The 16,424-nt window shown below is 61.3% G+C and carries 15 protein-coding genes and 3 pseudogenes; 3 read left to right on the top strand and 15 right to left on the bottom strand.

Translation table 11 applies throughout. From position 1 onward, the window contains the following. Nucleotides 1–1,336 precede the first annotated feature (1,336 nt). The 14 genes and pseudogenes from AB4O09_RS28560 to ubiE form a co-directional block, all read right to left on the bottom strand. Entirely contained in the window at nucleotides 1,337–2,200 is an 864-nt protein-coding gene (locus AB4O09_RS28560) for a methyl-accepting chemotaxis protein (protein WP_373557686.1), read from the bottom strand. After that, nucleotides 2,195–3,241 (bottom strand): annotated as a pseudogene (locus AB4O09_RS28555) (methyl-accepting chemotaxis protein); the annotation flags it as partial. The gene AB4O09_RS28560 and the pseudogene AB4O09_RS28555, both read right to left, overlap by 6 nt. A gap of 149 nt (nucleotides 3,242–3,390) precedes the next feature. After that, on the bottom strand, nucleotides 3,391–4,095 hold the full coding sequence (locus AB4O09_RS28550; RefSeq protein WP_373557685.1) for a methyl-accepting chemotaxis protein: 705 nt from the start codon (nucleotides 4,093–4,095) through the stop codon (nucleotides 3,391–3,393). 198 nt (nucleotides 4,096–4,293) lie between these two features. After that, nucleotides 4,294–5,226 (bottom strand): annotated as a pseudogene (locus AB4O09_RS28545) (methyl-accepting chemotaxis protein); the annotation flags it as partial. 300 nt (nucleotides 5,227–5,526) lie between these two features. Next, nucleotides 5,527–7,431, bottom strand: a complete 1,905-nt coding sequence (locus AB4O09_RS28540; protein WP_027911944.1) for a methyl-accepting chemotaxis protein — start codon at nucleotides 7,429–7,431, stop codon at nucleotides 5,527–5,529. A gap of 114 nt (nucleotides 7,432–7,545) precedes the next feature. After that, the gene (locus AB4O09_RS28535; RefSeq protein ID WP_003196923.1) at nucleotides 7,546–8,253 is read right to left on the bottom strand and encodes a 16S rRNA (uracil(1498)-N(3))-methyltransferase; all 708 of its coding nucleotides are present in this window, start codon (nucleotides 8,251–8,253) and stop codon (nucleotides 7,546–7,548) included. Next, nucleotides 8,250–9,047, bottom strand: a complete 798-nt coding sequence (gene tatC, locus AB4O09_RS28530) for a twin-arginine translocase subunit TatC (RefSeq protein WP_003196925.1) — start codon at nucleotides 9,045–9,047, stop codon at nucleotides 8,250–8,252. The genes AB4O09_RS28535 and tatC overlap by 4 nt, the downstream gene beginning before the upstream one ends. Further along, nucleotides 9,044–9,466, bottom strand: a complete 423-nt coding sequence (gene tatB, locus AB4O09_RS28525) for a Sec-independent protein translocase protein TatB (protein WP_028237522.1) — start codon at nucleotides 9,464–9,466, stop codon at nucleotides 9,044–9,046. The genes tatC and tatB overlap by 4 nt, the downstream gene beginning before the upstream one ends. Nucleotides 9,467–9,476: 10 nt before the next feature. Continuing rightward, entirely contained in the window at nucleotides 9,477–9,764 is a 288-nt protein-coding gene (locus tag AB4O09_RS28520) for a twin-arginine translocase TatA/TatE family subunit (RefSeq protein ID WP_003196929.1), read from the bottom strand. 24 nt (nucleotides 9,765–9,788) lie between these two features. Continuing rightward, the gene (locus AB4O09_RS28515) at nucleotides 9,789–10,121 is read right to left on the bottom strand and encodes a phosphoribosyl-ATP diphosphatase (protein WP_003186671.1); all 333 of its coding nucleotides are present in this window, start codon (nucleotides 10,119–10,121) and stop codon (nucleotides 9,789–9,791) included. Then, the gene (hisI, locus tag AB4O09_RS28510) at nucleotides 10,114–10,512 is read right to left on the bottom strand and encodes a phosphoribosyl-AMP cyclohydrolase (protein WP_003196931.1); all 399 of its coding nucleotides are present in this window, start codon (nucleotides 10,510–10,512) and stop codon (nucleotides 10,114–10,116) included. The genes AB4O09_RS28515 and hisI overlap by 8 nt, the downstream gene beginning before the upstream one ends. Nucleotides 10,513–10,593: 81 nt before the next feature. Then, the gene (ubiB, locus tag AB4O09_RS28505) at nucleotides 10,594–12,198 is read right to left on the bottom strand and encodes a ubiquinone biosynthesis regulatory protein kinase UbiB (RefSeq protein ID WP_003196934.1); all 1,605 of its coding nucleotides are present in this window, start codon (nucleotides 12,196–12,198) and stop codon (nucleotides 10,594–10,596) included. Next, a pseudogene (locus AB4O09_RS28500) lies at nucleotides 12,195–12,819 on the bottom strand (ubiquinone biosynthesis accessory factor UbiJ). The gene ubiB and the pseudogene AB4O09_RS28500 overlap by 4 nt, the downstream one beginning before the upstream one ends. Then, entirely contained in the window at nucleotides 12,819–13,589 is a 771-nt protein-coding gene (gene ubiE / locus AB4O09_RS28495; protein ID WP_003196937.1) for a bifunctional demethylmenaquinone methyltransferase/2-methoxy-6-polyprenyl-1,4-benzoquinol methylase UbiE, read from the bottom strand. The pseudogene AB4O09_RS28500 and the gene ubiE overlap by 1 nt, the downstream one beginning before the upstream one ends. A gap of 155 nt (nucleotides 13,590–13,744) precedes the next feature. Here ubiE and AB4O09_RS28490 point away from each other — a divergent pair, with 155 nt between their 5' ends. The 3 genes from AB4O09_RS28490 to AB4O09_RS28480 all read left to right on the top strand — a co-directional run bounded on the left by AB4O09_RS28490 (nucleotide 13,745) and on the right by AB4O09_RS28480 (nucleotide 15,632). Next, the gene (locus AB4O09_RS28490; RefSeq protein WP_003196939.1) at nucleotides 13,745–14,020 is read left to right on the top strand and encodes a polyhydroxyalkanoic acid system family protein; all 276 of its coding nucleotides are present in this window, start codon (nucleotides 13,745–13,747) and stop codon (nucleotides 14,018–14,020) included. Nucleotides 14,021–14,290: 270 nt separating this feature from the next. Next, nucleotides 14,291–14,713 carry a phasin family protein gene (locus AB4O09_RS28485; protein ID WP_003196940.1) on the top strand — a complete coding sequence of 141 codons (423 nt, stop codon included), beginning with the start codon at nucleotides 14,291–14,293 and terminating at the stop codon, nucleotides 14,711–14,713. 10 nt (nucleotides 14,714–14,723) lie between these two features. Beyond that, a complete protein-coding gene (locus AB4O09_RS28480; protein ID WP_003196942.1) occupies nucleotides 14,724–15,632 on the top strand; it encodes a phasin family protein in 909 nt (302 codons plus the stop codon). A 164-nt stretch (nucleotides 15,633–15,796) separates the two neighbouring features. Here the strand turns inward: AB4O09_RS28480 and AB4O09_RS28475 are convergent, their stop codons facing one another. Continuing rightward, nucleotides 15,797–16,417: a TetR/AcrR family transcriptional regulator gene (locus tag AB4O09_RS28475; RefSeq protein ID WP_003196944.1), complete on the bottom strand. Its 621-nt coding sequence runs from the start codon at nucleotides 16,415–16,417 to the stop codon at nucleotides 15,797–15,799. Between the last annotated feature and the right edge of the window lie 7 nt (nucleotides 16,418–16,424).

Below are 16,424 nucleotides of genomic sequence, written 5' to 3'. Positions count from 1 at the left end.
CCTATTTCTTCCGGTCGTACTCCGATCCCATTGTTGGAGCGAGCTTGCTCGCGAAGGCGGCAGCACATTCAGCATGGATGCAAGCAGACCCACCGCCATCGCGAGCAAGCTCGGCTCCCACAGGGATCGGCGGTGGACGCTGATTTTATAAACGACCAAAAAACTATGTGGGAGCGAGCTTGCTCGCGAAGGCGGCGGCACATTCAGCATTGATGCAAGCAGACCCACCGCCATCGCGAGCAAGCTCGGCTCCCACAGGGATCGGCGGTGGACGCTGATTTTATAAACGACCAAAAACATATGTGGGAGCGAGCTTGCTCGCGAAGGCGGCAGCACATTCAGCATTGATGCAAGCAGACCACCGCCATCGCGAGCAAGCTCGGCTCCCACAGGGATCGGCGGTGGACACTGATCTTATAAACGACCAAAAACCTATGTGGGAGCGAGCTTGCTCGCGAAGGCGGCGGCACATTCAGCATTGATGCAAGCAGACCCACCGCCATCGCGAGCAAGCTCGGTTCCCACAGGGATCGGCGGTGGACGCTGATTTTATAAACGACCAAAAACCTATGTGGGAGCGGGCTTGCTCGCGAAGGTGGCGGCACATTCAGCATTGATGCAAGCAGACCCACCGCTATCGCGAGCAAGCTTTGCTCCCACAGAGGGAACTGTGCCGAACATAAATTTCTTGCCCACTGAAGATCCAGTGTGGGAGCGGGCTTGCCCGCGAAGAGGCAGGCAGATCCAACATCAATACAAGCTGACCCACCGCTATCGCGAGCAAGCTTTACTCCCACAGAGGGAACTGTGCCGAACACAAGTTTCTTGCCCACTGAAGATCCAGTGTGGGAGCGGGCTTGCCCGCGAAGAGGCCGGCACATCCAACATCCAGGCAAGCTGACCCGCCGCTTTCGCGAGCAAGCTTTGCTCCCCACAGGGATCGGCGGTGGACGCTGATTTTATAAACGACCAAAAACCTATGTGGGAGCGAGCTTGCTCGCGAAGGCGGTGGGGCAGTCAGTATTGATGTTGCCTGACAGACCGCTATCGCGAGCAAGCTTTGCTCCCACAGATCTAACGGGTGTACGACCGGGAGAGCCAGGTCGGCTGTTAGGCCGCCTCGTGGTGGACGTTGATCTCGGGTGCCCCGTTAACCACGATGGCCGAACGCAGGCATGCCGAGCCTAGGCGAGGCACCGCGTGGTGGGGCAAAAGCGCTTTGGTTACTTTCGACTGGGCCGGCTTCCGGGCTTTTCGAAAGTGACCCGCTGTAAGAGCGGAACCGTCAGCAGCCGTTACCTAAATAACGGATATACACACGACACCAATACCCAAATCAAACCCGGAACCGCCCCACCAACGTCTGCAAATGCACCCCCAACCGCGCCAATTCAGCGCTCGAAGCGGCAGTCTCTTCACTGGACGACGCCGTTTGCTCTGACACATCACGCACATTCAGCACGCTACGGTTGATCTCCTCCGCCACAGCACTCTGCTGCTCCGCCGCAGCGGCGATCTGCTGGTTCATCGCCTGGATCGCCGAGACGGTACGGGTGATGTTTTCCAACGACCCGCCGGCGCGACGGGTCAGCTCGACGCTGCTGTCAGTCAGGCTGCGGCTGTTGTCCAGGGTCGCCGCGACCTGTTCAGTACCCGATTGCAGGCCAAGGATCAGCTCTTCGATTTCTTCGGTGGACTTCTGGGTACGCTGGGCCAGGCTGCGGACTTCATCGGCGACTACCGCAAACCCACGCCCGGCTTCACCGGCCCGGGCTGCCTCGATGGCGGCGTTGAGGGCCAGCAGGTTGGTTTGCTGGGCGACGGACTTGATCACATCCAGCACACTGCCGATCTTGTCGCTTTCTCGCTTCAGCTCGCCCATGGCGGTGGTGGAATTACCCACTTCGAGTGCCAGGCGCTCGATCTGGGCAATCGCTTCGCCGACGACTTTATCGCCCTCGCGTGCCTGGGCATCGGCGGCGGCGGCCGCTTCGGAAGCCTCTTCGGCGTTGCTTGCCACTTCCTGCACCGTGGCGGTCATTTCGTGCATGGCGGTGGCGACCTGGTCGGTTTCCGCTTTCTGGCTGTTGACCCCGGCGCTGGTCTGCTCGGTGACGGACGAAAGCTGTTCGGCGGCGCTGGCGATCTGCGTGACGCCGTCGCTGATGCCACCGATCAATTGCCGTAGACCCACGGTCATGTTCTGCATGGCGCGCTGTAGCTGGCCCAGTTCGTCGCGGCGCTCGGAGGTGAGGTTGTGAGTCAGGTCACCTGCCGCCACACGTTCGGCGATCTTGAGGGTCTGGCCCAGAGGGCCGACGATCTGCCGGGTGATGACCAGGGCAGCGACGACACCGAACAGCAAAGCGAGCACGGCAGCCGCTACCAGGAAGGTCTTGGCCTCGGTTGCGTCACGGTCGCGCACGGCGGTCTGGGAGACGGTCAGTTTTTGGCTGGCATCGATCAATACGTCGCCTTGCTCTGCCATGCGCTTGAGGGCCGCGGCGTTGTCGATCTGGGAGTCGCGGAACTGGCTGACCGCTGAGCGATAGACATTGATCGAGTCGCTGGCCTGTTGCAGGTTGGCTGCATGTTCTTCAGGCAATTGCTCTGGCAAACGTGCGAGAAGTTTGAGAGCATTGTCGACGGCCTCAAGGGCCGGTTGCTGGGCTTCGCTCTTGCCGCTGTAGGTGTAGCCGCGAACCTGATAGCGCGCTTGCTGGACCGCTTTGCTCAGGGTCACGATGCTGTTGAACTGGGCGACGCTGTCGCCTTGCAGCAACGACTTCTCTACTTCAGCGATGCGAGCCACGGCATTGTCTGCACTGGCACCGAGTTTGCTGCGGGCATCTTCTCGGCTGGCGGTGGCGCGGGTCATCTCGGCGAAGGCTTTTTTGTACTCGGCCACGGCGGCCAATTGTTTATCGATCAGGGCTACATCGGCCGGTTGCTCTATCAGTTGGCGGGCGGTCTTCAGCCCGGCGTCGAGCTTGCCAATCAGGTCGTTGACTTGCTGGGGGCCGTTCTCGCCCCGCGAGGTGTCGTAGTTCATGCGTGCCAGGCGCAAGTCCTTGGTCAAATCGTTCAGGCTGGCAATGAACCCCAGCTTGTCGCCACGGCTGATCACGTTACCCAGGCCGGTCCAGCCCGTGAAGGCGATTATCACGGTCAGGAACAGCACCAGGCCGAAGCCGAAACCGAGTTTGCGATTAACGCCTACATTACCTAGCCATCGGAACATGCTGTTACTCCCTGCAGCGCTGAGTTTATGTGCTGGGAGCTATATCGACCGGTTGGAAGGGATCTGTAGAGAATAGATCTCACAGTAGTGGCCACGTCGCGCCCAAGCGGGAGCAATCTCTGGCCACGGGTTTTATACCTGCCCTCTGGTTAGACCTTGAAGCGACCTACCAGCGTCTGCAAATGAACCCCCAACCGTGCCAGTTCGGCGCTGGAGGCGGCGGTTTCTTCGCTGGAGGAGGCGGTTTGTTCGGAGACATCGCGAACGTTCACGACGCTGCGGTTGATCTCTTCGGCCACGGCGCTCTGCTGCTCGGCCGCAGCGGCGATCTGTTGGTTCATCGACTGGATCGCCGAGACCGTACGGGTAATGTTTTCCAGCGAACCACCGGCACGGCGGGTCAGTTCGACGCTGCTGTCGGTCAGGCTACGGCTGTTGTCCAGGGTGGTCGCGACCTGTTCGGTGCCCGATTGCAGGCCCAGGATCAGCTCTTCGATTTCTTCGGTGGACTTCTGGGTGCGCTGGGCCAGGCTGCGTACCTCGTCGGCCACCACCGCAAAACCACGTCCGGCTTCACCGGCCCGGGCTGCCTCGATGGCGGCGTTGAGGGCCAGCAGGTTGGTTTGCTGGGCCACGGACTTGATCACGTCCAGCACGCTGCCGATCTTGTCGCTCTCGCGCTTGAGGTGGCCCATGGCTTCGGTGGAGTTGCCCACTTCCTTGGACAGGCGTTCGATCTGGGCGATGGCTTCGCCGACCACTTTTTCGCCTTCGCGAGCCTGCTGGTCAGCGGCAACTGCCGCTTCGGAGGCTTCCTCGGCATTGCGCGCCACTTCCTGCACGGTGGCGGTCATTTCGTGCATCGCAGTGGCGACCTGATCGGTTTCCACTTTCTGGCTGTTGACCCCGGCGCTGGTCTGCTCGGTGACGGCCGAGAGCTGTTCGGCGGCGCTGGCGATTTGCGTGACGCCGTCGCTGATACCCCCGATCAGTTGCCGCAGGCTGATCACCATTCGCTGCAGGCTGCCTTGCAGTTGACCCATGTCGTCGCGGCGGGTGACCACCAGGTTATGGCTCAAGTCGCCGGAGGCGACACGTTCGAGGGCTACCAGGGTCTGTTGCAGTGGACCGACGATCTGCCGGGTGATGATCCAGGCAGCCAGCAGGCCAAATGCCAGTGCCAGGATGGTGACGATGATCAGCGTTTCTTTCGCTTGAGCCGTTTCCTGGTCGCGTTTCTCGATCTGCGAGGTGGTCAAATGATTGTTCAGTTCATGCAAACGGCTGTCCTGGTCGGCCATTTTCTTGAGGGCCGAAGCACTGGCGACCTGTGAGTCGCGGAACTGGCTGACGGCAGCGCGATAAGCCTTCATCGATTCAGAAGCTTGTTGCAGGTTGGCGGCGTGTTGTTCCGGCAGTTTGCCCGGCAGGCTTTCAAGGTTTTTCAAGACGTTTTCGATGGCATCCAGTGCCGGTTGCTCTGCATCGGCCTTGCCGCTGTAGGTGTAGCCGCGGACCTGGTAGCGCGCCTGCTGGATCAGTTTGCTCTGCTCAACCACAGCGTTGAATTGAGCAACGCTGTCACCTTGGCGCAAGGCATTTTCGACTTCTGTCACCTTGGCCACGGCGTTGTCGGCGTTGGCGCCAAGCTTGGAGCGGGCCGATTCGCGGTTCTGTGTCGCCTGGGTCAGGTCGGCAAAGGCGCGTTTGTACTCATCGAGGATAGCCAACTGCTGATTGAGCAACTCCTGGTCTGCCGGACGTACAAACCGTTTGAGGGCGGCTTGGATGCTGTCCTGAAGCTTGCCCAGGAACTCGCTGACGACTGCTGGTCCTTGTTCGCCGCGCCGCATCTCATACTCGAGACTGGAGATTCGCAAATCCTTGGCCAACTCATTGAGGCTGGCGATGGACGCCTGTTTATCCGCGCGGCTGATCACGCTGCTCAGGCTGTTCCAGCCCGCGAAGGTGCTCAGGAGGGTCATGAGCAGCACCAGGCCAAAACCGAAACCCAGTTTGCGATTGACACTTACGTTTCCCAGCTTTTCGGTTAGCCAACTGAACATGCTGATACTCCCTCGAACCTTTTATAGGTCTTATGAGGAGAGTATCGACCATGTGACGGGGATCTGTAGAAAATAGGGCGGGGGATATCCGTGGTGAGGACGCTTGCCCACGCCCGGCGGCGAAACCGTTGCCAGTCCGAACGCCGTTGACGGCCGATTCGCGCTCGAACGGGAGCAAGGCCCCTCGCTACGGGGCTGTGCTCGCCGCTTTTTCGGTGTTTAGACTTTGAAGCGTCCCACCAGTGTCTGCAAATGAACCCCCAACCGTGCCAGTTCGGCGCTGGAGGCGGCGGTTTCTTCGCTGGAGGAGGCGGTTTGTTCGGAGACATCGCGAACGTTCACGACGCTGCGATTGATCTCTTCGGCCACGGCGCTCTGCTGCTCGGCCGCAGCGGCGATCTGCTGGTTCATCGACTGGATCGCCGAGACCGTGCGGGTGATGTTTTCCAGCGAACCACCGGCACGGCGGGTCAGTTCGACGCTGCTGTCGGTCAGGTTGCGGCTGTTGTCCAGGGTGGTGGCGACCTGTTCGGTGCCCGATTGCAGGTTGCCGATCAGTGCTTCGATTTCTTCGGTGGACTTCTGGGTACGCTGGGCCAAGCCACGCACCTCGTCGGCCACTACTGCGAAACCACGCCCGGCTTCACCGGCACGGGCCGCCTCGATGGCCGCATTGAGGGCCAGCAGGTTGGTTTGCTGGGCGACGGACTTGATCACGTCCAACACGCTGCCGATCTTGTCGCTCTCGCGCTTGAGATGACCCATGGCTTCGGTGGAATTGCCCATTTCCTTGGACAGGCGTTCGATTTGGGCGATGGCTTCACCCACCACTTTTTCGCCTTCGCGAGCCTGCTGGTCCGCGGCGACCGTCGCTTCGCAGGCCTCTTCGGCATTGCGCGCCACTTCCTGCACCGTAGCGGTCATTTCGTGCATGGCGGTGGCGACCTGGTCGGTTTCCACTTTCTGTTTGTTGACCCCGGCGCTGGTCTGCTCGGTGACGGCCGAGAGCTGTTCGGCGGCACTGGCGATTTGCGTGACACTGTCGCTGATGCCGCCGATCAATTGCCGCAGGCCCACGGTCATGCTCTGTATGGCGCGTTGCAGTTGGCCCAGTTCGTCGCGGCGCTCGGCGCTGAGGTTGTGGGTCAAGTCACCTGCCGCCACGCGTTCGGCGACCTTGAGCGTCTGCTCCAATGGTATGACGATCTGCCGGGTGATCGCCATGGCAGCGATCACGCCGAACAGCAGGGCCAACGCGGCGGCCGAGACCAGTAACGTGTTGGCTTTGGTCGCATCATGGTCGCGCACGACTGTCTGGGACAGCGTGAGGTCTCGACTGGCCCCGCGTAGCACAACCCCCAGGTCGGACATGCGTTTGATGGCGGCAGCGCTGGCGGTCTGGGCTTCACGGAACTGGTTGACCGCGGCACGATAGGTCTTGAACGACTCGCCGGCCTGTTGCAGGTTGGCGGCGTGTTCATCGGGCAGTCGGGCCGGCAGGCTGCCGAGGGCTTTCAACGCGTTATCGATGGCATCCAGGGCTGGCTGCTCGGCGTCGGTCTCAACGCTGTAGGTATAACCGCGAACCTGATAGCGGGCTTGCTGGATGGCCTTGCTCAGGCTGACCACACTGTCGAGTTGAGCAGCGTTGTCGCTTTGCCGTATGGCGGTTTCAACGCTGGTGACTCGGGCCACGGCGTTATCGGCACTGGCGCCCAGTTTGCTGCGCGCATCCTCACGACTGGCCATGGCTCGGACCAATTCGGCGAGAGCAACCTTGTAATCGGCGACAGCGGCCAGTTGTTTGTCGACGATCGCCACATCGGCTGGCTGTTCGATCGATTGACGGGCGGTCTGGAGCCCTGGCTCCAGTTTGCCGATCAGATCGTTGATTTCCCCCGAACCCTTTTCACCCCGGGTCGAGTAATAGTCCATGCGCGCGGAGCGCAGGTCCTTGGTCAGGTCGTTCAGGCTGGCGATGAGCCCGAGTGTGTCGCCGCGTGCAATCACATTGCCTAGGCCGGTCCATCCGGTGAAGGCAATCATCAAGGTTAAGAGCAGCACCAGACCGAAGCCGAAGCCGAGTTTGCGATTAACGCCTACGTTACCTAGCCATTGGAACATGCTGATACTCCCTTGAAGGGCGGAACTGCTTTGTACAAAGCGCTATCGGCCCATAAAGGGGGAGCAGGAGAAATGAGTTAGATGCGTTTGGAATACGGTGGCAAACCAACGGGATCAGAACAGTCGTGCAAGCAGCGCCGTCACCGCAGTCTCGACCCGCAGGATCCGCTCGCCCAGTTGCACCGGTTGCAGGCCGGCCTTGGCCAACAGGTCGATCTCGTAGGGAATCCAGCCGCCTTCCGGGCCGATGGCCAGTGTCACCGGTTCTGTCAGCGCGCGAGGGCAGGGTGGGTAGTTGCCAGGGTGACCGACCAGGCCCAAGGTGCCGTCGGTCATGGCCGGCAGGCGGTCTTCGACGAAGGGCTTGAAGCGTTTTTCGATGATGATTTCCGGCAGCACGCTGTCCCGGGCTTGTTCCAGGCCCAGGATCAGTTGCTCGCGGATGGCCTCGGGTTCGAGAAACGGCGTCTGCCAAAAGCTCTTTTCCACGCGATAGCTGTTGACCAGCACCACGCGCGGCACGCCCATGGTGGCGACGGTCTGGAACACCCGCCGAAGCATTTTCGGACGTGGCAGGGCGAGCACCAGGGTCAGCGGCAACTTGGCCGGTGGAGGCTGGTCGAGGGTCACTTGCAGTTCGGCCTCGCGGGCTTCCAGGCGCAGCACCTGGGCGGTGCCCATCAGCCCCCCGATGCGCCCGACGCGCAGGCTGTCACCGACGGCGCTGCGATGGACTTCCTGCATGTGGGTCAACCGGCGATCGCTCAGGACCACGCGGTCAGGCCCGATGAAGTCGGCCTCTTCGAGCAGCAGCAGGTTCACGCTTGGGTCGCTGGCGGCTGGTCGTTGTGGTCATCGACCGGTTGTTCCTCGGGCTCTTCTTCCCGGCGCTTGCGCACCAGGCCACCGAACAGGATGCCGATCTCGAACAGTAGCCACATCGGCACCGCGAGCAGGGTCTGGGAGAAGATGTCCGGCGGGGTCAGGATCATGCCGACCACGAAGCAGCCGATGATCACGTAGGGGCGGATCTTCTTCAAATAGGCCACGTCGACCACGCCAATCCACACCAGCAGCACCACGGCCACGGGGATTTCGAACGCCACGCCGAAGGCGAAGAACAGCGTCATGACGAAATCCAGGTAGCTGCTGATGTCGGTCATCATTTCCACGCCCGCCGGGGTGGCGGCGGCGAAGAACTTGAAGATCAGCGGGAACACCAGGTAATAGGCGAAGGCCATGCCGGTGTAGAACAGCAGGATACTGGACACCAGCAGCGGCACGGCGATGCGCTTTTCATGCTTGTACAGGCCCGGTGCGATGAAGCCCCAGATCTGGTGCAGGATCACCGGAATCGCCAGGAACAGCGAGACCATCATCGTCAGCTTCAGAGGCGTCAGGAACGGCGACGACACGTCGGTGGCGATCATTGTCGCGCCTACCGGCAGGTACTGGCGCAGTGGCGTGGAGACGAAGGTGTAGATCTGCTGGGTGAAGGAAAACAGCCCGGCGAAGATAATGAAAATCGCCGCGACGCAACGCAGCAGACGGGTGCGCAACTCGGTGAGGTGCGATACCAGCGGCATCGGCTGGTCGTTCTCTGGGATATCGCTCATGGGGCTCGCGGCGGCAAAGTAGGGTCGTTAGGCGCAGGGACAGCAGGGGGCGCTGTATCCATTACCGTCGGTGTCACTGGCGCCGGTTCAGTCACTGACCTCGCACCATCCACCGGCGCCTGGGGCGCAATCGTCGGTTCGGCCACGGGCTGAACCGGCGTCGGTTCCTGTTGGGTCGGCGTGAAGATTTTCCGCGCTTCCTGCTCCAGGGACAGAATATGTTCGTTGTGAAGTTGCCGACGGATGTCATCGGCACCGATCTCACGTTCAACTTCCTGTTTGATCGCATTGAAGCTGCGCTTCAGGCGGCCGATCCACAGACCGGCGGTGCGCGCAGCACCCGGCAGGCGCTCGGGGCCCAGTACCAGAAGGGCGACGAGGCCGACGAGCAGCAGTTCAGTGAAGCTGATCCCAAACATTAGTCAGTGCTCACGAGTCTTTGCGGACGGGCTCTTCGACTTTCTGGGCCTGCACGTCGATGGTGTGCGGCGCATTCACAGGCTGGCTGGCCTGGGGGTGTACCGGTTGGGTCGGCTGCGCGGGTTGGCCAGGAGCCGCCGACGGGTCGGCCGGTTTTTCGTCATCGTTCATGGCCTTGCGAAAGCCCTTGATCGACTCACCGACATCGGTGCCGAGGTTTTTCAGTTTCTTGGTACCGAACACCAGCACCACGACGACCAGGATGACGATCCAGTGTTTCCAGTCAAAAATACCCATGGAGCTATTCCTCTCAAAAGTTGATCAGGCGGACGGGCGCGAGGCTTTCTCGACGTGCCCGGACAGACCGAAGCGACGGTCCAGTTCATCCAGTACGGCCTGCGGATGCTGCCCCAGTTGGGCCAGCATGACCAGGCTGTGGAACCACAGGTCGGCGGTCTCGTAGATCACGTCGCTGCAATCGCCACTGATGGCGGCGTCCTTGGCGGCGATGATGGTCTCGACCGACTCTTCGCCGACTTTCTCCAGAATCTTGTTCAAGCCCTTGTGGTACAGGCTGGCGACATAGGAGCTGTCGGCCGCGGCGCCCTTGCGCTCTTCCAGCACCTGGGCCAGGCGGGTCAGGGTGTCACTCATGGGTATGTCCTGAATAAATGGCATGCGGGTCCTTGAGCACCGGGTCGACGGTTTTCCAGTCGCCGTTCTCGAAGACGCGATAGAAGCAGCTTTGACGGCCGGTGTGGCAGGCAATCTCACCGACTTGCTCGACCATCAGGATGATGACGTCGCCGTCGCAGTCCAGGCGCATCTCATGCAGGTGCTGCACGTGCCCGGACTCTTCACCTTTGCGCCACAGCTTGCCACGGGAACGTGACCAATAGATGGCGCGGTTCTCGGCGGCGGTCAGGGCCAGCGCTTCGCGGTTCATCCAGGCCATCATCAATACGCGCCCGGTCTTGTGGTCCTGGGCGATGGCCGGCACCAGGCCGTCAGCGTCCCATTTGATCTCGTCCTGCCAGTTTTTCATCTTTGACTCCGACCATGGGCCGCGCACCTGACGTCGGCGGGCCCAGCGTTGAAACAGTGTGCCAGTGCGAACCGGTGCTGGCTATCGGCGAACGACCAGATACAGACCGACCACCATCATGATACCGGCGGGCCAGTGACCCAGTTGGCTCAGCGGCCCGCCGGTCGCCAGCACTGCGCCGCCTCCCAGGTGAGCGGCGCCCAGCAGGCGCAACAGCCAGTCGTCCTTGCGTCGGTGCCACGGGGGCGCCGGGTCGTGGGCGTGGGGCTGGGACATGCGTTCGAGCAGGTCGCGGGTCATGTTGGCCAGGTGCGGGAGCTGCTCGAACTGGCTCTGCACGTTGCCCAGCAAGGTTTTGGGACTGACGCGCTCGCGCATCCAGCGTTCGAGGAACGGCTGGGCGGTGTTCCACAGGTCGAGCTCCGGGTACAACTGGCGGCCAAGGCCTTCGATGTTCAACAGGGTTTTCTGCAGCAGCACCAGCTGTGGCTGGACTTCCATGTTGAAGCGCCGCGCGGTCTGGAACAGGCGCATCAGCACCTGGCCGAAGGAAATATCTTTTAACGGTTTTTCGAAGATCGGTTCGCACACGGTGCGGATCGCCGCTTCGAACTCGTTGAGCTTGGTCTCGGCCGGCACCCAGCCCGAATCGATGTGCAGTTGCGCGACGCGACGGTAGTCACGCTTGAAGAAGGCGAACAGGTTGCGGGCCAGATAGTCCTGGTCTTCTGGTGTCAGGCTACCGACGATGCCGCAGTCAATAGCGATGTACTGCGGGCTCCACGGCTGCACCGTGCTGACGAAGATGTTGCCCGGGTGCATGTCGGCATGGAAGAAGCTGTCGCGAAACACCTGGGTGAAGAAGATTTCCACGCCGCGTTCGGCGAGCATCTTCATGTCGGTGCGCTGGTCGGCCAGGGTCGCCAGGTCGGTGACCTGAATGCCGTAGATGCGCTCCATCACCAATACTTTCGGCCGGCACCAGTCCCAATAGACTTGCGGCACATACAGCAGCGGCGAACCTTCGAAGTTGCGGCGCAGCTGGCTGGCGTTGGCGGCCTCGCGCAGCAGGTCGAGTTCGTCGTAGATGGTTTTCTCGTAGTCCTGGACCACGTCCACCGGGTGCAGCAGGCGGGCATCGGCCGACAACCGCTCGGCGGCGCGGGCGAGGATGAACAGCCACGCCAGGTCCTGGGCAATGATCGGCTTGAGGCCCGGGCGGATGACCTTGACCACCACTTCTTCGCCGCTCTTGAGTTGTGCGGCGTGAACCTGGGCGACGGAGGCCGAGGCCAGGGGCTCGACGTCGAAGCGGCTGAAGACTTCGCTGATCTTCTTGCCCAGTTGTTCCTCGATCAGCGCCACCGACACCTTGGAATCGAACGGCGGCACGCGGTCTTGCAGGCGCATCAGTTCATCGGCGATGTCTTCGGGCAACAGGTCGCGACGGGTCGAAAGGATCTGCCCGAACTTGATGAAAATCGGCCCCAGGTCCTGCAAGGCCAGGCGCAAGCGCGCACCGCGACTCAGGTCCAGCGTTCGCCGGGGAAACCAGCGCCACGGCAGCACGAAGCGCAGGGCCAGGAGAAACCAGGGCAGCGGCAGGGCGAACAGCAGGTCATCGAGGCGGTAGCGGATCACGACGCGCTGGATGCGCAACAAACGGCGGACGGCAAGCAGCTTCATGCGTTATCGCTTGGTTTCAAGGGATCGGGAAAGGCGCTCGAAACGCGCCTCGAGACGTTCCAGGTCAAGTTTGATCTGGTCCAGTTCATTAAAACGGGCTTGTGCTTCGCGTTGGCCTACGAGGGTACGCGATTCTTCGGCCAGGTATTCACTCAGATTCTGCCCCAGGCTGGCGAACCCCTGCCGATACCAGCGGCTGCGGCTGCGCAAATGGCCGCTGAGCAATTGGGTCGCCACCGGACCGATCCAGCGGGACACTTCGTATTCCCAGTCCAGCTCCAGGTCCTGGAGAATCGCCGCCAGCTCCAGCAGTACGCCGCTGTCGCCGTCGAGCTCCACGTCGGGGCTGTGCAGCACCGCGGTCTTGTCCTTGCCCAGGGCCAGGTTCAGCAGGCTCGACGCCGGGGCGCGCAGCGTGCAGTCGGCCTCGGCCTCCCAATGCGCGGCGAGCATCAGGCCTTCGTCGCTGGGCAGGATGAACAACCGCAGCGCCGGGCTGCGACAGTCCACGGCAATCACCTTGCCACTCAAGTGCGCCAGGCGCGCGAGCGCCGTGCTGTCCAGGCGCAGCACCCGGTTGAGGCCGAGTTCGACGCTGGCGAGCAGGCCGGTGAGCAGCATCAGGGTTTGATACCGCGGTGCAGGGCGACGATGCCTGCGGTCATGTTGTGGTAGGTCACGCGGTCGAAACCGGCCTCGACCATCATCGACTTCAGGGTTTCCTGGTTCGGGTGCATGCGGATCGATTCGGCCAGGTAGCGATAGCTTTCCGAGTCGTTGGTGATCAGCTTGCCCATCAGCGGCATGAAGGCGAACGAGTAGGCGTCATAGGCCTTGGACATCAGCGCGTTGGTCGGCTTGGAGAACTCCAGCACCAGCAGGCGGCCACCGGGCTTGAGCACCCGCAGCATCGAGCGCAGGGCATCTTCCTTGTGGGTGACGTTGCGCAGGCCGAAGGCGATGGTCACGCAGTCGAAATGGTTGTCGGGGAACGGCAGCTTTTCAGCGTCGGCCTGGACGAACTCGACGTTGCCGGCCACACCCAGGTCCAGCAGGCGGTCGCGACCGACCTTGAGCATGGATTCGTTGATGTCGGCCAGGACCACCTGGCCGGTCGGCCCGACGATGTGGGAAAACTTCTTCGTCAGGTCGCCCGTGCCGCCAGCGATGTCCAGCACGCGATTGCCGCTGCGCACGCCCGACAGTTCTATCGCGAAACGCTTCCACAGGCGGTGCATGCCGCCCGAGAGCAAGTCGTTCATCAAGTCATACTTGGCGGCTACGGAGTGGAAAACCTCAGCGACTTTTTCCGCTTTCTGGCTTTCCGGCACGTTCTTGAAGCCGAAGTGAGTGGTGGGTTCGGCATCGCTGCCTTTGCGCTGATCAGTCATATCGCGGTCACCAAAAAAGAATGCGGGACATTCTAATCCCGGTGGAGGGCTTTGTCTTGGCAAGGCTGAAGGTAAGATGGGCTACCGCCGGGACGTTTTGACGCAGCCAGGGTCTGAAACGTTCAGGCAAGTCCCGATAAAACAGGAGTCACCCGATGGCCCGTATAACTGTTGAGCGTGCCCATGGCCTGGGCAAGGAAGTGGCGCGAGAGAAAGCCGACAAGCTGGCGCAGAAGTTGTCCGACAGCTATGGCCTGGAGCCGCAGTGGGAGGGCGACACCCTGAAACTCAAGCGTTCCGGGGTAAAGGGCGAAGTGCATGTGGGCGACGACTCGATCCGCGTCGACGTGGAGCTGGGCATGTTGATGTCGGCCATGAGCGGCACGATCAAGACGGAAATCGAAAAGGCGTTGGATAAGGCGTTGGCTTGATTGATTGAAAGGGTGGGTGGAATGCATGACTCAAGTTCACCACCTGTCCACCTGTGGGAGCGAGCTTGCTCGCGATAGCGGCGAGTCATTCAACATCAATGTTGCTGGTCCACCGCAATCGCGAGCAAGCTCGCTCCCACATGGGAAGTCATCGCCCTCAGGTTTTGTGTCAGTTGTTAGGGTGCCCTTTCTAATTATTCTCACTACTTTGTGCCTGAGCCCGTCCATGTGCGGGCAGTTCCTCAAACCTTTTTTCGAGTGAGGTGCACCATGGCCAAAGTTATTCTGAAGAAAAAAACCGACGTTGAATCTTCCACGCTCAGCGACGTGAAAACGTACGCGCGCAAGATCTGGCTGGCGGGCCTGGGCGCCTACACGAAGGTCGGCCAGGAAGGCAGCGAGTACTTTCAGGAGTTGGTAAAGGCTGGCGAAGTTATTGAAACCAAAGGCAAAAAGAAAATTGCCGGAAAACTTGAAGCGGCCAACAGCGAATTGATTGAAGCCAAGAGCGACGTCAATACTTTCAAGGCCCGGGTTGAAGTACAACTCGATAAAGTCGAGAAGGTATTCGATGCCCGTGTTGCAAGTGCCTTGAATCGTATCGGCATTCCGTCTAAACATGACGTTGAGACACTCTCTGCTAAGCTCGATGAGCTGACAGCATTGCTCGAACGTGTCGCGCGTAAACATTAAGGAGAACGGGATGGCTGGCAAAAAAATCACAGAAAAAGAGGGCAGCTCGTGGGCCGGGAAGATTGAAAAGTATTCCCGCAAAATCTGGCTTGCTGGTTTAGGCGTGTACTCGAAGATCGACACTGACGGCAGCAAGCTCTTCGAGTCCCTGGTTAAGGACGGCGAAAAGGCCGAAAAACTCACCAAGACGGCAGTCGGCAAACAAGTCGATGCAGCCAAGGACTCTGCCGAGTCCGCCAAGTCGCGAATCGGCGGCGTGAAGGATCGTGCACTGGGCAAATGGGACGAACTGGAAGGGGCTTTCGACAAGCGCCTGAACAGTGCGATCTCGCGCCTGGGTGTGCCGAGCCGTAATGAAGTCAAGGCACTGCACAGCAAGGTCGACACCCTGACCAAGCAGATCGAAAAACTCACCGGCGCCAAGGTCGCACCGGTGGCGACCAAGACTGCAGCGGCCAAGCCGGCTGCTAAAACGGCGGCCAAGCCACTGGTCAAGGCTGCGGCGAAACCCGCTGCCAAACCTGCGGCGAAAGCAGCGGCCAAGCCCGCGGCTAAAACTGCTGCGGCCAAGCCTGCTGCCAAGGCGGCGGCCAAACCGGTAGCGGCCAAACCTGCGGCCAAAGCGGCAGCCAAGCCTGCGGCCAAACCTGCGGCTAAACCCGCGGCTAAAACGGCAGCTGCCAAACCGGCAGCGAAACCCGCCGCCAAGCCTGCGGCAAAAGCGGCGGCCAAACCTGCTGCGGCGAAAAAACCGGCCGTGAAAAAACCGGCCGCGCCGAAAGCCGCTGCACCGAAGGCGCCGACCGCAGCCGCCAAACCGGCGACCCCGACGAGCCCGGCGAACTCCGCCGCCGCTCCGACCCCGGTCGCCACGCCAACTCCAGCGCCGGCTCCATCGACGCCTACCACCCAGTCCTGATTCTGCGGGACATGCAAAAACGCCCGGCCTGTGAAGGTCGGGCGCTCGTTCCCACGCTCCCGCGTGGGAATGCCTCCGGGGACGCTCTGCGTTCCGCTGTTTGGGACGCGGAGCGTCCCGGGCTGCATCCCCACGCGGAGCGTGGGGACGAGCGTCACACTGGGTTACTCGTGTTCTTCCAGGTAGCGCAACGCCAGTTGCTCAGTCGCGACCTTGGTCGCGGGCGGCAGGTGTGGGGCGACCAGCATCATGATCTGGTAGACCACCAGCCGAACCTCGCCCTCGCGGTCCAGGATCCGCTGGTAGTCCAGGGAGAACAGCAAGGTCATGGTGATCTGCTCCACCAGTTGCCCCAGGGCCTGGGTATCGCTGACCAGCAATCCCTGGGCCTTGAGCTGTGCCAGCAGTGAGGCGAGGGTGCGCTTCAGGGCATTGAGTAACTGACGGATGCCCTTGGCCAGCTTCGGCAGGCGCCCAGCCAGGTTCGACAGGTCCTGGAACAGAAAGCGGTACTGCGCCAGGCGCTCGACGATCAAGTGCAGGAACAGCCAGTAGTCTTCCGGCGCCAACTGCACGTCCGCCGGAGGGTCCAGCAGCGGCGCCAGTTCGCCCTGGAATCGCTCGAACAGCCCGAGGATCAGCGGTTCCTTGCCATGAAAGTGGTAATAGAGGTTGCCCGGGCTGATGCCCATTTCGTTGGCAATTTCCATGGTGGAGACGTTCGGTTCGCCCTTTTCGTTGAACAATTGCAGGGCACATTCAAGGATGCGGTCGCGGGTTTTCATCCGGTCT

Source organism: Pseudomonas sp. H1_F01, from assembly GCF_054681425.1.
Note: the sequence above shows the minus strand (reverse complement) of the source record. Positions and strands in the feature narration are given on the sequence as shown.